This window comes from Ferrimonas sediminum (assembly GCF_900100175.1).
Classification (GTDB): Bacteria; Pseudomonadota; Gammaproteobacteria; order Enterobacterales; family Shewanellaceae; genus Ferrimonas; species Ferrimonas sediminum.
Map to the genome: position 1 here is coordinate 49,997 of NZ_FNEM01000005.1, position 14,942 is coordinate 64,938.

The 14,942-nt window shown below is 56.5% G+C and carries 19 protein-coding genes; 10 read left to right on the forward strand and 9 right to left on the reverse strand.

Annotated elements, in window-relative coordinates; all coding sequences use genetic code 11:
- Positions 1-201: 201 nt before the first annotated feature.
- Positions 202-1,428: a serine/threonine transporter SstT gene (gene sstT / locus BLT77_RS08015; RefSeq protein WP_090364533.1), complete on the forward strand. Its 1,227-nt coding sequence runs from the start codon at positions 202-204 to the stop codon at positions 1,426-1,428.
- A gap of 119 nt (positions 1,429-1,547) precedes the next feature.
- Positions 1,548-2,696 carry a GNAT family N-acetyltransferase gene (locus BLT77_RS08020; protein ID WP_090364535.1) on the forward strand — a complete coding sequence of 383 codons (1,149 nt, stop codon included), beginning with the start codon at positions 1,548-1,550 and terminating at the stop codon, positions 2,694-2,696.
- On the opposite strand, the gene BLT77_RS08025 is transcribed toward BLT77_RS08020, so the two are convergent.
- Entirely contained in the window at positions 2,693-3,289 is a 597-nt protein-coding gene (locus BLT77_RS08025; protein WP_090364537.1) for a DUF938 domain-containing protein, read from the reverse strand. The genes BLT77_RS08020 and BLT77_RS08025 overlap by 4 nt on opposite strands.
- 129 nt (positions 3,290-3,418) lie before the next feature.
- Between BLT77_RS08025 and BLT77_RS08030 the strand changes: the two genes are divergently transcribed.
- The 3 genes from BLT77_RS08030 to BLT77_RS08040 all read left to right on the forward strand — a co-directional run bounded on the left by BLT77_RS08030 (position 3,419) and on the right by BLT77_RS08040 (position 4,841).
- Positions 3,419-3,832 (forward strand): hypothetical protein, encoded by a 414-nt coding sequence (locus BLT77_RS08030; RefSeq protein WP_090364538.1) that lies wholly within the window; start codon positions 3,419-3,421, stop codon positions 3,830-3,832.
- Positions 3,833-4,025: 193 nt separating this feature from the next.
- Positions 4,026-4,373: a DUF952 domain-containing protein gene (locus tag BLT77_RS08035; protein WP_090364541.1), complete on the forward strand. Its 348-nt coding sequence runs from the start codon at positions 4,026-4,028 to the stop codon at positions 4,371-4,373.
- Positions 4,374-4,403: 30 nt separating this feature from the next.
- Entirely contained in the window at positions 4,404-4,841 is a 438-nt protein-coding gene (locus BLT77_RS08040; RefSeq protein ID WP_090364543.1) for a PaaI family thioesterase, read from the forward strand.
- On the opposite strand, the gene BLT77_RS08045 is transcribed toward BLT77_RS08040, so the two are convergent.
- Entirely contained in the window at positions 4,838-5,203 is a 366-nt protein-coding gene (locus BLT77_RS08045; RefSeq protein WP_090364545.1) for an acyl-CoA thioesterase, read from the reverse strand. The genes BLT77_RS08040 and BLT77_RS08045 overlap by 4 nt on opposite strands.
- A 175-nt stretch (positions 5,204-5,378) precedes the next feature.
- On the opposite strand from BLT77_RS08045, the gene BLT77_RS08050 reads away from it, so the two are divergent.
- Both BLT77_RS08050 and BLT77_RS08055 read left to right on the forward strand, forming a co-directional pair.
- The gene (locus tag BLT77_RS08050; RefSeq protein WP_090364547.1) at positions 5,379-6,179 is read left to right on the forward strand and encodes a CLCA_X family protein; all 801 of its coding nucleotides are present in this window, start codon (positions 5,379-5,381) and stop codon (positions 6,177-6,179) included.
- 170 nt (positions 6,180-6,349) lie between these two features.
- Positions 6,350-7,006, forward strand: a complete 657-nt coding sequence (locus tag BLT77_RS08055; protein ID WP_090364860.1) for a DsbA family oxidoreductase — start codon at positions 6,350-6,352, stop codon at positions 7,004-7,006.
- 69 nt (positions 7,007-7,075) lie between these two features.
- Here BLT77_RS08055 and BLT77_RS08060 read toward each other — a convergent pair whose 3' ends face one another.
- From BLT77_RS08060 to BLT77_RS08085, 6 genes are all read right to left on the reverse strand, one after another.
- Positions 7,076-7,708, reverse strand: a complete 633-nt coding sequence (locus BLT77_RS08060) for a cytochrome c3 family protein (RefSeq protein WP_090364549.1) — start codon at positions 7,706-7,708, stop codon at positions 7,076-7,078.
- 3 nt (positions 7,709-7,711) lie between these two features.
- Positions 7,712-8,158 carry a nitrate reductase cytochrome c-type subunit gene (locus BLT77_RS08065; RefSeq protein WP_090364551.1) on the reverse strand — a complete coding sequence of 149 codons (447 nt, stop codon included), beginning with the start codon at positions 8,156-8,158 and terminating at the stop codon, positions 7,712-7,714.
- Between the two features lie 47 nt (positions 8,159-8,205).
- Complete coding sequence (gene napA, locus BLT77_RS08070; RefSeq protein WP_090364553.1) at positions 8,206-10,698, reverse strand: nitrate reductase catalytic subunit NapA; 2,493 nt, start codon at positions 10,696-10,698, stop codon at positions 8,206-8,208.
- Between the two features lie 26 nt (positions 10,699-10,724).
- Positions 10,725-10,967: a chaperone NapD gene (locus BLT77_RS08075; RefSeq protein WP_090364555.1), complete on the reverse strand. Its 243-nt coding sequence runs from the start codon at positions 10,965-10,967 to the stop codon at positions 10,725-10,727.
- On the reverse strand, positions 10,960-11,448 hold the full coding sequence (gene napF, locus BLT77_RS08080; RefSeq protein ID WP_090364557.1) for a ferredoxin-type protein NapF: 489 nt from the start codon (positions 11,446-11,448) through the stop codon (positions 10,960-10,962). The genes BLT77_RS08075 and napF overlap by 8 nt, the downstream gene beginning before the upstream one ends.
- A gap of 431 nt (positions 11,449-11,879) precedes the next feature.
- Positions 11,880-12,245, reverse strand: coding sequence for a hypothetical protein (locus BLT77_RS08085; RefSeq protein ID WP_143026585.1), 366 nt, complete (start codon positions 12,243-12,245; stop codon positions 11,880-11,882).
- A gap of 89 nt (positions 12,246-12,334) precedes the next feature.
- Here BLT77_RS08085 and BLT77_RS08090 point away from each other — a divergent pair, with 89 nt between their 5' ends.
- Both BLT77_RS08090 and BLT77_RS08095 read left to right on the forward strand, forming a co-directional pair.
- On the forward strand, positions 12,335-12,673 hold the full coding sequence (locus BLT77_RS08090; protein WP_090364561.1) for a DUF1904 family protein: 339 nt from the start codon (positions 12,335-12,337) through the stop codon (positions 12,671-12,673).
- Positions 12,674-12,771: 98 nt separating this feature from the next.
- The gene (locus BLT77_RS08095) at positions 12,772-13,095 is read left to right on the forward strand and encodes an antibiotic biosynthesis monooxygenase family protein (protein ID WP_090364563.1); all 324 of its coding nucleotides are present in this window, start codon (positions 12,772-12,774) and stop codon (positions 13,093-13,095) included.
- A 52-nt stretch (positions 13,096-13,147) separates the two neighbouring features.
- Here BLT77_RS08095 and BLT77_RS08100 read toward each other — a convergent pair whose 3' ends face one another.
- Positions 13,148-13,450: an NrfJ gene (locus tag BLT77_RS08100; RefSeq protein WP_090364566.1), complete on the reverse strand. Its 303-nt coding sequence runs from the start codon at positions 13,448-13,450 to the stop codon at positions 13,148-13,150.
- Between the two features lie 238 nt (positions 13,451-13,688).
- On the opposite strand from BLT77_RS08100, the gene BLT77_RS08105 reads away from it, so the two are divergent.
- Positions 13,689-14,732, forward strand: a complete 1,044-nt coding sequence (locus tag BLT77_RS08105; protein ID WP_176819236.1) for an energy transducer TonB — start codon at positions 13,689-13,691, stop codon at positions 14,730-14,732.
- Positions 14,733-14,942 lie beyond the last annotated feature (210 nt).

Sequence of the window (14,942 nt, forward strand, 5' to 3'; positions counted from 1 at the left end):
CGGCGAACTCATCCGACCTATGGCATCGATTATTGAGATGTTGCCATAAGCAATGATTGTTTCAGTTTCGGTTAGCTGTAAATAAACAGACAAAGATCAATCTAAATCCAGTTTCCAGTAGACAAATCACTAACAAAATTGTTAAAAACCCAAGCAATGATGGCGCAGCCATCGACTATAAAAAAATGCATTAGGCAAATCATGAAAAAGAAGCAATCAATCATCGCAAAACTGGCCAGCGGCAGTCTGGTACTCCAGATTCTGGTCGGTATCCTCGCCGGTATCGCCCTCGCTGTGGTGGCACCTGAATCCGCCCTGTCCATCGGCTTTCTTGGCAGCCTGTTCGTTTCGGCCTTGAAAGCGGTCGCTCCGATCCTGGTATTCATTCTGGTCGCGGCGTCCATCGCCAATCAGAAGCGGGGCGAACACACCAACATGAAACCCATCGTGGTGCTGTACCTGTTTGGTACCCTGGCTGCAGCCATGACCGCCGTGGTACTGAGCTTTATGTTCCCGACCACTCTGGTACTGGTGACCAATGAAGCCACACTGGCACCGCCGGAAGGGATCGCCGAAGTGATGAGCACCCTGCTGTTCAAGGTGGTCGACAACCCGGTCAATGCCCTGATGACCGGTAACTTCATTGGTATTCTGGCATGGGGCATCGCCCTGGGCCTGTCACTGCATAAAGCGTCCGATGCCACCAAGAAGGTGTTCCACGACATCTCCGAAGGGATCACCAGCATCGTACGGGTGGTCATTCGTTTTGCCCCCATCGGCATCTTTGGTCTGGTCTCCAAGACCATCGCCGAGACCGGTTTCGACGCCCTGGCGGGTTACACCCAACTGCTGGCGGTATTGCTGGGTGCGATGGCGATCATCGCCCTGGTGATCAACCCCATCATCGTATTCGTAAAAACCCACCAGAACCCTTACCCGCTGGTGTTCCAGTGCCTGCGAGAGAGTGGCGTGACCGCCTTCTTTACCCGCAGCTCTGCCGCCAACGTTCCGGTAAACCTGAACCTGTGTAAGAAGCTGGATCTGCACGAAGACACCTACTCCGTCTCCATCCCTCTCGGGGCCACCATCAATATGGGTGGCGCCGCCATTACCATCACCGTGCTGACCCTGGCGGCAGTACACACCATGGGTGTGCAGGTGGACATGGCCACCGCCCTGTTGCTGAGTGTGGTCGCCGCGGTTTCCGCCTGCGGCGCATCTGGTGTGGCCGGCGGCTCACTGCTGCTGATCCCGTTGGCATGCAGCCTGTTTGGTATCTCCAACGACATCGCCATGCAGGTGGTGGCCGTCGGCTTTATCATCGGCGTGATTCAGGACTCCGCTGAAACCGCCCTGAACAGCTCCACCGATGTTATCTTCACCGCCGCGGCCTGCCGCGAAGCGGAGCGCAAAGCCGAGCTGGGCTAACCGCCAACGCAACGCACGCCCCCCCGTCCGGGGGGCGTGCGACTCTCCTTACCCCATTGGCTTTTCTGCTGCCACTGCTGTTATAACATCCTCTGACTCTCTGCTCTTTGGATGCGATCATGGCGACCTCGCCCCCGTTTGAACTCGAGTGGCTAAGCCGCATCGATCAACTGACAGCCAGTCAGTGGGACCTTCTGTTTGCCGACGCTCCGCCCTTTTGCCGTTACGGCTACCTGAATGCGCTGGAACGGAGCGGCTGTGTCGGCGGCCAGTCCGGCTGGGCCCCCTACCACCTGTGCGTTCGCCGTCAGGGGCAGATTGCGGCCCTGGCGCCGGGGTATCTGAAACGCCACTCCTATGGGGAGTATGTCTTCGACTGGAGCTGGGCCGACGCCTATCAGCATCATGGCCTGGCCTACTACCCGAAATGGATCAGTGCCATCCCCTTTACCCCGGTTACCGGCCCCAGGCTTAGGGTGGCACCGGGAATTCAGAGTGAGTCGCTGCTTGCCGCCATCACCCCGTCATTGCATCACCATGGTCTCTCGCTGGGGCTATCGGGCATGCAGTGGCTGTTTCCCCGCCTAGACGAAAGTCAGGCGTTGGCCCGGCAGCAGTGGCGCCAGCGACTGGACATTCAGTTCCACTGGCATAACCGGGGCTATGCCAGTTTCGAACAGTTCACCGACACGCTGACCGCCCGACGTCGTAAGGCGATCCTCAAGGAGCGCCGCTGTCGAGCAACGCTGACCATAGAGCGATTCGAAGGAGCGGCCATTACCCCGGCTCTATGGCAGCAGTTTTTCCGGTTCTACCAGCTGACCTATGCCAAACGCTCCGGCCATGGCGGCTACCTGAATCAGCCGTTTTTCGAAGCACTGGGGCAGGCGCTGGCCGAGAACCTGGTGCTGATCATGGCCCGGCGTGGCGACCACTGGCTGGCGGGCGCCCTGTACCTGAAAGACAAGGAGTGCCTCTATGGCCGTTATTGGGGGTGCACAGAAGCCATCGACGGGCTGCATTTTGAACTGTGCTATTATCAGGGCATCGATTACTGCATCGACCATGGATTGTGCCGATTCGATGCAGGGGCTCAAGGAGAACATAAGTTAAGACGAGGCTTCGAGCCAACGTTAACCTACTCCAATCACCTGGTCTTCCATCCACAGTTTGATGAGGCCATCGCGTCTTTTGTCGGTCAGGAGACAGAGCGCGTACTGCAGCGTATGCAGGTGTACCATCGCCAACTCCCCTTTAAATCCGACTAGCCACCGGCTTGAATAAATTGCAGCAAGCGGTTGTTTGCCGGCATGGCGTGATTGCATTGCAACTGCAGTCCATGGCGCCCTGCCAGAGCCACTATCGCCTCCAGATCACGAATGCCACTGACGGGATCCCGCTGCTTCAGCCACTGATCAAAACTCGCGTTACTGTCGCTGCTGAACCGTCCCCCCTCATTGAACGGGCCATAGACGCAGAAAACCCCGCCAGCCTCCAGACGCAAAGCAACACCGGCAAACAGTTTCTCCACCAAAGGCCAGGCCATGATGTGGCAGGTATTGGCGGTAAACGCGGCGTCGAAACGCTGGGTCGGCCAGTCCCCCTCCACGTCCAGCTCAATCTCCGAGGCCAGATTTGGCAGAGATGCCGCCGCCAACCGCAGCGCCAGGCCATTCAAGTACTCACCTTGATCGCTGGGTTGCCAGTGCAGGTGAGGCAGATGTTCGGCGAAGTACACCGCATGCTGACCGGTACCGCTGCCAATCTCCAGCACTCGGCTGACGCCGGAAAATGCCTGCTGAAGTCGCTTCAGGATGGGATCTTTGTTGTTTTCACAGGACTGAGAGAAAGGCAGTGACATGGGGCCGCTCCGTAAAAACCATCAGTGTGTCGCAGACCGCAACGATCCGCATCACAATTAAATAGAATTTGCGATTTCGGTCAAGGTTTATTAGTGTCAGAAAACAGACGTGAATTCAGGGAAGACGCAATGAAAAGCCCACTCATCATCCTAGGTACCCTATTGCTAGGCATCGGCGTTGCCGGCTTTGTGCTGCTCAGCCAGCCTCAGGCCGGTGACCACGGCGCCACCGCGACCGTCAAACTGGCCCCGGAGGATCAGGCGCTGCACGACCAACTGGTGCAGTGCGCCGCCTACTATCAGATCGCCTCCGAAGCCATCGCTGGCATGAATGCGCCGCAGATGAAAGCCGTGGGCGAGCGACTGGCCCAGTCCGCCGCCACCGCCGAGAGCCGAATCAGCGCGTTGAGCGGTGAACAACAGGCCAGTGCCCGGATCGCATCAGCCAAGCAGGCACAACTGGCCAGCCTGCCCTCCGCCAGCTCTCTGGGGCCACTGATGGGCCGTTACAAACAGCCTTGCCAGTCGCTGTTGCAGGGGTAAACCACGGTCAGGTAGGCCTGGCACATCTCTCCGGCCTAAATACCAACCACAAAGTCCGGGTTATGCCGAAGGTGATCCTTGCCGCCGCCTAGCGGTGGTAGCCCAGGCCCGATAGCGGAATCCCTTCGCCAGATATGTCATTCAGTGGTCGGATCTGATAGCTTGGGTGTAGTACCGCAAAAGGAGTACGCCCTTGCTACCATCGCTGTTTAAAGTGGTCAGCCTTAGCGACTGGCAACGCACCCAGAAAACCGACACCGTGCCGCTGTGCGACTCCGATCGCCAGCATGGTCACATCCACCTGAACCAGTTTGATTCCCTCGAACAGGTGACCAACTACTATTTCTCAGAACAGGATCAACCTCTGGCACTGCGCATCGACTCCGATGCCATCGCCGACCGCCTTAGCCACTATCCCGCCAGTTCCGATAAGCCCTGGCCGCAGCCCTGTGCCAATATCGATGCCCTGACGCTGTCCATGGTCACCGAAATCCTGCACTTCGATTACCAGCCGGAGACCGGATTTACCCTGCAACCCTAACCACACCCTACATCAGCCAAGGAGTTTAGGATGAACCCCATGAACCTCACCGGACTGCAGTTGATGCAAGCGATGATTGACGGCCAGCTGCCTGCGCCGTCCATCAGCCACACCATTCCCATGGTGGCCACCGGGGCCGAAGCGGGCAAAGTTCGATTCGAGGTGCAGGCGGACGATCGCCACCTGAACCCCTTGGGCGGCGTACACGGCGGCTTTACCGCCACGGTGATGGATTCCGTTACCGGCTGTGCGGTACACACCCTGCTGAGTGCCGGGGTCGGTTATGGCACCGTCGATCTCAATGTCAAAATGGTTCGCCCGGTACCGCGAGGCGTCACCCTGATCGCTGAAGGCAAGGTGATCAACCTGTCCCGCTCGCTGGGGATCAGCGAGGGCACACTGACCGACCGGGATGGCAAGGTCTATGCCCACGCCACCGCCAGCTGCATGATTCAGGCCATGGCCTAGCCAGCCTGGGCCAGGCCATGGGGGGCCGGTCGCCCTTGCTCATTGAGATTCACAAACACCATCTTGTCGATGCTGACGATCACCCGGGCGGTCAGTTTATTGCGTACCTGGCACCGCACAGTCACCGAGGTACGTCCCTGATCCGCCAATTCCAAACCGAACTCAATGATGTCCCCCAACTCACCGGGAGAGACAAAGTTGATCTCCGAGATACACTTGGTCACCAAACGGCGACTGCTCATCTGGCAACTGGCAAAGATGCCGGCCTCCTCATCTATCCAGGCCAGCAGTCGCCCACCAAATAACCGCTGCGCCGGATTCAGGTCTTCCGGCTTTACCACCCTTCGAGAGTAATACTTCATGACGCTTTCCTTCAGCCAGCCAAAACACACACTAAGCCAACACCGTGCCAACATTGGAAACGATATATAAAACAAAATATTAGATAATTTAAGCTGCGTCGGAGGGTCGTCATTGCGCCGGCATAGTGCACTGACTGCCCTTGAGAATGCCGTTTCTATGGGGTATAGATCCGGTATGAATCGCCCACTCCCCTCTACTGCCCTGTCCCGCAGCTATTACCGCCGAGGCCCGGATTACCGCTTTGGTGACGATGTCTCCTTCGCCGACATTCGTGATCAGTTTGGCCTGGCCGGGGTCAGGTTGGGCCGCTGGGTCAATAAACAGGAACAGCAACTGGCGGCCAACCTGGTGTTCGATGCCATGGCGGATCTGGCCTACATCCTCAATGTTCCACCGACGGTGATCGGCCTGCGCGGCCAGCTTAAACTGGCTTTCGGCAGCGGTGGCCATCGCCACAGTCAGGCCCACTACGCCCCGGGCGATCGCACTCTGGCGCTGGCCAAGAATGCCGGTGCTGGCGCGCTGGCCCATGAATTCTGGCATGCCTTTGACCATCATGTGGCTGACAAAGCCTTTGCCAGAGGAGCGGACCGGGAGGTCGCCTTTGCCAGCCATCTGTGGTTGCTGAACGTGCCGATGCTGTCGCATCCGCTGAACCGGGCGCTGTCGTCACTGTTCAATGAGGTGTTCGCACCGAACAACGATGACCACGGAGACTTTGTCGAGCGCGCCCTGGCGCTGGATGAACAACTGGGCCGGCGCTACTTCAGCCTGCCCACCGAACTGATGGCCAGAGCCTTTGAAGCCTGCATTCAAGCCCACCCGCAGATTCAAAACCACTATCTGGTCAGTGGCACCCAGGCCGGCAAGATGGCCACCGCCGGCGCCTATCCCTCCCCACAGCACCGGCACCAGATTCACTGCCGGCTCCAGGACTACTTTGCCTCATTGGGAAAAGCCCTTTACTCGCAGTGATCCCGATCACGTGACCAGGTTCAAAGAATCGATCGGCTCGACACTTTTTCAAGCCACAGTGATCCTACCAGCAATTGCTGTTTTTTATGCTTTGATAAGCGCTGGTCACTGATTGACCCCTCGAAGGTTACTCAGTAGTGTGGAGCTTCGAACATGATTTGGTGATGGACATGACCCAACTTCGTATCGATATCGTTTCCGATGTTACTTGCCCCTGGTGCATTATTGGTTACCAGGCCCTGCAACAGGCACTGACTCAGCTTGAGGGCGAACTTGACGCCGAGCTTCACTGGCAGCCTTTTGAGATCAACCCGCACCTTGGCCCAGAAGGCCAACCCAAAACCGACAATCTGAAAACCAAATACGGCTACACCGACGCTCAAATCGGTCAGAATCAACTGGTGATCACCAAGCGTGCCGGTAATCTTGGCTTCGATATGCGTCTCGATCGCCAACCCAACACCTTCAACACTTTTAAAGCCCACCGACTGCTGCATTGGGCCGAAAGTCAGAACAGGCAGACCGAGCTGAAGCTGGCCCTGTTCAACCTCTACTTTACCGACGGTGGCAACCCGGATGATCCGGACTCCCTGCTTCAGTGCGCCATTCAGGCGGGCCTGGACAAAGATACGGCCCAGACGATTCTTGCTACAGAGGAGTTCAGCGAACAGGTTCGTAAGCAACAACAGAAATACGTACGTATGGGCATCACGTCGGTACCGGCCTTCATCATTAATGACCAGTACGCCATTAACGGCGGTCAGCCCGTGGACACCTTCATCAACGACTTACGAGAGATTGCCGGCCACCTAAAACAGGCCAGCTGAACCACTGCGTCACACTGAAAAAGGGGAAACGCTCAGCGTTTCCCCTTTTGTGTACCTGCCTGGCTGAGGTTATCGGTGACTGGCGCCCTGAGGCATCACCTGCAGTGCCTGAGAGATCGCATCATTGCCTTCATAATCTTCCGGCAGTCGGTGTGCGATTCCCTTATGGCAGTCGATGCAGGTTTTCCCCAGCTCGCTGGCAGAGGCATGCATTCGACCGGCGACACTTTTCTGCTCGGTGAAGTCCATATACTCGAAGTTGTGACAGTTACGGCACTCCTGAGAGTCGGTTTTACGCATCCGCGCCCACTCCCGCTCGGCCATCACCAAACGGTGATCACTGAATTTCTTCGGCGTATCGACGATCCCTATCGCCTTACCCCATAACTCTTTCGAAGCCTGGATTTTGCGCACCATCTTATGGGTCCAGTCCTTAGGAACATGGCAATCCGGGCAGGTGGCACGCACGCCACTGCGGTTGTTGTAGTGCACTGTAGTGACATACTCCTCGTAGACGTTCACCTGCATCTCGTGACAACCGATGCAGAACTGCTCCTGGTTAGTCATCTCCATGCCGGTGTTAAACGCGCCCCAGAACAAAATGCCACCGACAAAGCCCACCAGCAGCAAGCTGCCTAAGGCCCTGCCGCTGGGCCGGCGCAGCCAGCCCCACAGCCCGGTTATAAAGCTAGGTAGTTTCATGCCCTACTCCTTCCCCTTGGCAAATTGGCCCATGCCCTCGAAGGTATTCGCCACCGGCGGGTTAACGTCCGCCTGGGTCACGTGGCACTGCAGACACAGGTAACGCCGGGGCGCCACATGAGGCTGTACCACACCATCACGGTCGGTGAAGTGGGTCGGGCTGACTCGCGGCGCACCGGTAGTCAGGTAGTTCTCTACATCGTGGCACTGCAGGCAGCGGTTGGTGGATTGAGAGATCTGATAACCCTGAACCTTATGGGGAATCAGTGGCGGCTGATTCACGTAGTTCAGTGGCTGCCGGTCCATCTCCTTGCGGATTTTTTTCAGCTCGGGAGCCTTATTGGTTTGTTCCAGCGGCACATCGTCGCGCATCCCAAATTGTGGTTCTTCGACAGCGGTGGCCAGCAGCGGCAGCACCAGTGCGCCCAGTACGGCAAATCGCAGTTTCATGGTGTTCTCCAACTCTTCAGATAAGGGCCCAGCCGGGCCCATCACAATCAGGCTTTACGCACTTTGACGGCGCACTTTTTATAATCGGTCTCTTTGGACAGCGGATCAGTGGCATCCAGGGTCAACTTATTGACCAGGGTGCTGGCGTCGAAGAACGGCATGAACACCAATCCCTGTGGCGGCTTGTTGCGACCTCGGGTTTCCACCACGGTCTCCACTTCACCACGGCGAGAGCTGACAATTACCTTGTCACCCCGGCGCAGGTCCCTTTCCTTGGCATCCAGTGGGTGCATAAACACCACCGCATCGGGGAAGGCCCGGTACAGCTCGGGCACCCGCTGGGTCATGGTGCCGGTATGCCAGTGCTCCAGAACCCGACCGGTGGACAACCACAGGTTAAACTCCTCATCCGGCGACTCGGCCGCAGGCTCGTACGGCAGGGCAAAGATCACCGCCTTACCATCAGGCTTACCATAGAACTGGAAATCGCTGCCCGCTTTAACATAAGGGTCACTGCCCTCTTTAAAGCGCCATTTGGTTTCCTGACCATTGACCACAGGCCAACGCAGGCCTCGCACCTCGTGATAGGTGTCGAAGTCCGCCAGATCGTGGGCCTTGCCGCGACCGAAGATGGCGTACTCTTCAAACAGCCCTTTCTGCACATAGAAACCGGCCGCCCGGGCGTCGTCGTTCAGACGCTGTTCCGGTACCTGATCCAGGCCATACTGATCGACCTGGCCGTTGGCGAACAACACATCAAACAGGGTTTTGCCCTTATACTCCGGTGCTTTCGCCAGCAGTTCGGCGGGCCATACCTCTTCCATCTTGAAGCGCTTGGAGAACTCCACCAGTTGCCACAAGTCAGATTTGGCCTCGCCCGGAGCCTGGACCTGCTGGTACCAGAACTGGGTCCGACGTTCGGCATTGCCGTAGGCGCCCTCTTTCTCCACCCACATGGCGGTTGGCAAAATCAGATCCGAGGCCATGGCAGTCACGGTCGGATAGGGATCAGAGGTCACGACGAAGTTGGCCGGATCCCGGTAGCCGGGCAGGCGCTCTTCATTAATGTTGGGACCGGCCTGCATGTTGTTGTTGCACATCACCCAGTAGGCGTTGAGCTTACGATCTTTAAGCATGCGATCCTGCAGTACCGCGTGGTAGCCGGGCTTGGGCGGAATCGTGCCCTCCGGCAACTTCCAGATCTTCTCGGCGTAGGCACGATGTTTAGGGTTCTTAACCACCATGTCCGCAGGCAATCGGTGGGCGAAGGTACCCACTTCGCGGGCAGTACCACAGGCTGATGGCTGGCCGGTCAGAGAAAACGGACCATTGCCGGGCTCGGAGATTTTTCCGGTCAACAGGTGAATGTTGTACACCAGGTTGTTGGCCCACACGCCACGGGTGTGCTGGTTGAATCCCATGGTCCAGTAGGACACCACCTTGCGATTGGGATCGGCGTACAGCTCCGCCAGGGCGATCAGCTTGTCGGCCTCCACCCCGGACAACTTGGCGACACTGTCAACATCGTAATCGGCCACGTAGGCCTTAAAGGCTTCAAAGTCGATGGCTTCGGAGCTGCCTTTCCCCGGGTTCTTGGCCGCCTGCTCCAGCGGGTGCTCGGGGCGCAGGCCATAACCGATGTCGGTAGTGCCTTTGCGGAAGTTGGTGTGTTTGCTGACAAAGTCGTGGTTCACTTTGTCGTTCTGAATGATGTAGTTGGCAATGAAGTTAAGAATCGCCAGGTCGGTTTGCGGAGTAAACACAATCGGGTTATCCGCCAGCTCAAAACTGCGATGCTGATAGGTGGACAACACCGCCACTTTTACGTGCTCGGCAGACAACTTGCGGGCACTGAGTCGAGACCACAGAATCGGGTGCATCTCGGCCATGTTGGAACCCCAAAGCACAAAGGCATCCGCGTGCTCCAGATCGTCATAACAGCCCATGGGCTCATCGATACCAAAGGTGCGCATGAAGCCGCCCACCGCCGACGCCATACAGTGACGGGCATTGGGGTCAATGTTGTTGGAGCGGAAGCCGGCCTTGAACAGCTTGGCGGCGGCATAGCCCTCCCACACGGTCCACTGTCCGGAGCCGAACATGCCCACCGAGGTCGGGCCCTTGTCCTGCAGCGACTGCTTGAATTTATCGGCCATTACGTCAAAGGCTTCATCCCAGGAGACCGGAGTGAACTCACCATTTTTGTCGTATTTACCGTTGCTCTTACGCAGCATTGGCTGGGTCAAACGGTCTTTGCCGTACATGATCTTAGGCAGGAAGTAGCCCTTGATACAGGTCAGGCCGCGGTTAACCGGTGCCTGAGGATCCCCCTGAACGGCCACCACCTTGCCCTGGTTGGTGCCTACCAGTACCGAACAGCCGGTACCACAGAAGCGGCATGGTGCTTTGTCCCACTGAATCTTATCTTCACTGCGGGTCGCAATAATGCCCTTGGCGGAAGCGGGGACGGAAAGCTCCGCGGCCACCGCACCGGCTGCAATGGCCTGTGCCTTTACAAATTCTCGACGAGTTAATTTCATCATCCATTCCTTGAAGCGAGTAATGGTCAGTCGTTAGAAAGCCGTTGGTGATAGATCAATGAGGTGGCACCCACCCCGTCCAAGCCTTTGATGTGGTCGATGCATTCCACCTGAGGCTGTTGCTCCTGGTGTTCCAACAGAACCACCAGCTTGCCGCTGGGGTCGTTGATCTCGACACTGACCCCGTCAATCTGGTTAAGTGCAGCTTCCACCTGAAAGCGCGCCTCCGGGTTCGCGTTCACCACCAGAGAACAGATGTGTTCAGTCATGGCTTGGCTCCTTAAGCTCTTGTTTTAGTGAGAGGGATTGACTAGGACAACGAGACAGGCAGGCACCACAGCCTGTGCAAGCCGTTGAGAGAATAGGATGAGAGATGCCAATGGCAGGCTTGAACACAATGGCGGCTTCTTCGCATGCGTCGGCACAACTGCGGCACTCAATGCCCTTGAAGGTCAGGCAAGAGTCCGACAGTGCGACCACGTAAGGCCAGGGCGCGTCTTCCGCTGGCAGAAACAGGGGCTCGGGACAGACGGTGGCACACCGGCCACAAAAACTGCACTCCGCCTTATCAAAATCGAGTTCGGGAAAGCCTCCGGCACCGATGACGATAACTCCGGTTTCGCAGCGCTCGACACACTTTTGGCAGCGGCTGCAACCATCGGTGAAGTGCGCTTCAGAAACCAAATGAGGCATACGAATCACATCGGCAGGCTTGCCGTTCATTCGTCGCCACAAAGGAGCTCGTCCCATCTTGTCGTCCCAGTCAAAAAAAACAGATAATAATCTGATAAATCTTCAATCTTTATAAGAATGTTACCGGATGATTAACGGGGTGATATACCTAATAGGAAATAGATGGAACTTCGCTTGATCCTTATCAATAAAATGCACCGTTTTAGTTGCTTTTCCACCTCACATTTTTCCGCGAGAATTGAGCTGGCGCACACAAAACTCACCATATGTAAGGTGTTGATAAAAAACGTGAAATAAAAAGATCAGCGAGAGGCAAGCAGTCGCAACCGACTGCGTCCGGCAGCCAGATCGGTACTAGGGCGCGTCGCGGTGCTCAAGTGATGGGACTTTTAAGCGACGAAAATTGGCTTAGATTGTGTTGTTGTATTGATAAACAACAGCGCCAACACCTCTAAAAAGCGGGCACTATCCGGACTTGCAGCGTTGAATCAGTTCAGAATCGCCAGCACTTCACCGCTGAGTTTATCGATGCGCAGGCGGCCGCCATCCGCCTCGATGGTCACCGAGTTACCGCTCTTGCTTCGCTCAATGACGCTGCTGCGCTGGATGATGCGGGCATCTAGGGTATCGCCCACCTTTAACTTGCGCTGCCACCCCGGTGGCAGAGGTTCACCGCGAGCCAGTTTTTTCTCCAGGCCATAGGGCAAAGGCGTCGTTTCCCCGGCAATGTGCTGCTGCCGGTGCATGGTTGATTTTCCCTTCTCATCAACCGGCTTGTGATCATTTTTCGGCCCTTTCGCCACTGCCAAAGGAGACAAAAACAGACTCAAAATTAGTAAATAACGTAAAGACATAACCCATCCTCCCCTGGCCCCAGTCTAGATCATCGAGGAAAAGCTTGTCGATTGGCACTAAAATTTCTTTACTAAACAGGAGAGTCAAAATGCCTCATCTTCGAATCAGCGGTATGGAACGCCAACACATCATGCACATGAGCACCGCCCTCATCGACACCTTGGCAAGATTGGTCGAGTGCCCGCGGGATCATTTCACCATCGAGCTGCAGCACACGGAATTCATCTTCGATGACGAGATGGACGCCAACGGTTACCCCATGGTCGAGGTGCTGTGGTTCGCCAGGGACAAGTTAATCCAGGATGAGGTAGCCACTCAAATTACCGATGCCATTCGCGCTCAACTGGCCAACGACGACATCGACATCGGAGTTCGCTTTACGCCGCTGAGCCAACGGGACTATTACGAGAACGGCCGCCATTTTTGACCCCTAATCAGGGATAAGATAGCCAGGGCACTCATCAACAACGGCGCTGTTCACCGTTTCGACAGCGCCGATCGCGTTTGACCCGCTCAGGAGACCCCATGCTGGCCGTCATCTTTGAAGTTACCCCCAAAGCGCAGGGCAAGCCGGCGTATCTGGACCTCGCGGACTCCCTACGCCCCTTGTTGCAGCAGCAACCCGGCCTCATCTCCATAGAGCGGTTTCAAAGTCTGGTGGAGGAAGGCAAGCTGCTGAGTTTGTCGTTCTGGGAGAGCGAAGCCGCCATAGCCAGTTGGCGTCGTCAGATGGATCATCAACTGGCTCAAAATCAGGGGCGTGAGTCTTTGTTTCACTCCTACCGAATTCGAGTTGGTCAAATTGTCCGGGATTACACTCACGATCAGCGTCAACAAGCCCCGCACTGATTGCAAAACCAAAAAAGGGACCCGGGGGTCCCTTTTTTAACCTGAAAACACCTTATTTAACGGCGAGTTTCCCGGCGAAAATGATCGGAGAGAAGGTGCGTTTCAGGCTCTTGCTCTCGAAGCTGGGCAGGTTCATCTGCTCATCAAATTCAACGGTGTCGCCCTTTTTAACCTGAGTCTGAGGCGCAGCGGCCCATACCAGCTTACCCTCTTCCTTAATCTGGACATAGGTGTAGCCACCGGCGTTCATGGTCTCAACCACTTCACCTTTATGCATCTCGGCCGCCTGAACGCCTGCTGCCAGTCCCAGAGCCAGAATGGCCGAGCCCGCTACCTTAACCAGTGTCTTAAACATGTTCATCCCTTATTTGGATTCAGATATGTGATGGTCTGATTAAAGCAGTTGAGATGCCACAAAACCAGTCTTGCTCCGTCAAACGTTATCTGCGCCCCAGAACTGAAATATTTTCGCCGTAAAGGGAACTCGCCGCCATCTGGAAGATACAGTCACCAAAGCATTAAAACTGCTTGTATCCACCACGGCCACATCTTAGACTCGTGGCGCTTTTGTTGTAAAATCAGGGATGTTCGTGATGAAAAAGTGCCAATGGGTCTCGATTCTGCTGTTGTGTCTGTCGCTCGGTGCCTTTGCCGGGGACGAGGCCGGTAAGGCCTACCAAGCCTATCTAACCGCCGTGGAAACCGGCAACCCGCAACAGATCGCCGAAACCGCCCGGCTGGCCTATGAACTGGGCAGCAAGGAGTATGGCAAAGACTCCATCAACACCGCCACACTGGCGCTGAACCTGGCCAACCAGACTCGGGATCACAAGGCCGCTACCAGGCTGCTGAAGCCATCGCTGGCCGTATTTAAGGCCACCTATGGTAACGACGCCGTCGAGCTGCTGGATCTCTATCTGGCACTGCAGCAGCACAGCGACGGAGGGAACAGCAGCTACTACCACAATTACGCCCGCATCAGTGAACGCCATTATGGCAAGCACAGCTACAATCACGGCATCATGTTAATGGAACTGGCTAACGCCATGACCCGCAACACGCCACGTCAGGGGCGCGACTACGCCCAACAGGCTCTGGGGTTGATTGCCCGGCAGGCACAGGGCAACACTGTCCAGCGAGCCGAAGCCGAATTCCTCAATGGTATCTATGCCCAGGGCTTCAACGATCCGGAGCAGGCCATAGCGCACTATGAAAAGGTTGTGGCCCTGTTCAACGTACTGGACTACTCCCACCCCTATGCTCTTGCCGCCCACTCACGGCTGGTTCCCCTGCTCGAGAAGGAGGGCCAGAGTGAGGCGGCCACGACCCATTGCCTGGCCATCGGCCAGATGACCCCCTGGCGGGAGGATGTGGAAGCCACCCCCCTGTACCGCAAAGAGCCACGCTGGCCCCGCAGCGCCCTTAAGCGCCGTCAGGAGGGGAGCGTTATCCTCAAGCTTACCATCGACGATAAGGGGTTTGTCTCCGGCACCGACCTGGTGGAAAACCGTGGCAGCAAGTTGTTTATCAAGGAAACCGAAAAAGCGGTCAGCCAGTGGCGTTATGCTCCGAGGTTTGAAGACGGGCAGGCGGTGACCGCCGTCACCACCGTCAAAATCGATTTCAAACTCCATTAAGCACCTGTAGGCGCCCAGGCACCGCTCTGTTTAAGCAATAAAAAAACGGGCCCCGAGGGGCCCGTTTCGCTGCCGGTCAGTGAGTGAGCACTGACTCGGGGCAGCTGATACCAATTTCACTAAATATCTGCTCACTACTGCTCGCTTAAATCGTCCCACTCTGCGTTGTAAGACTGACTGTTAGAACCTCTAGCAGTTGCGTCTCACACC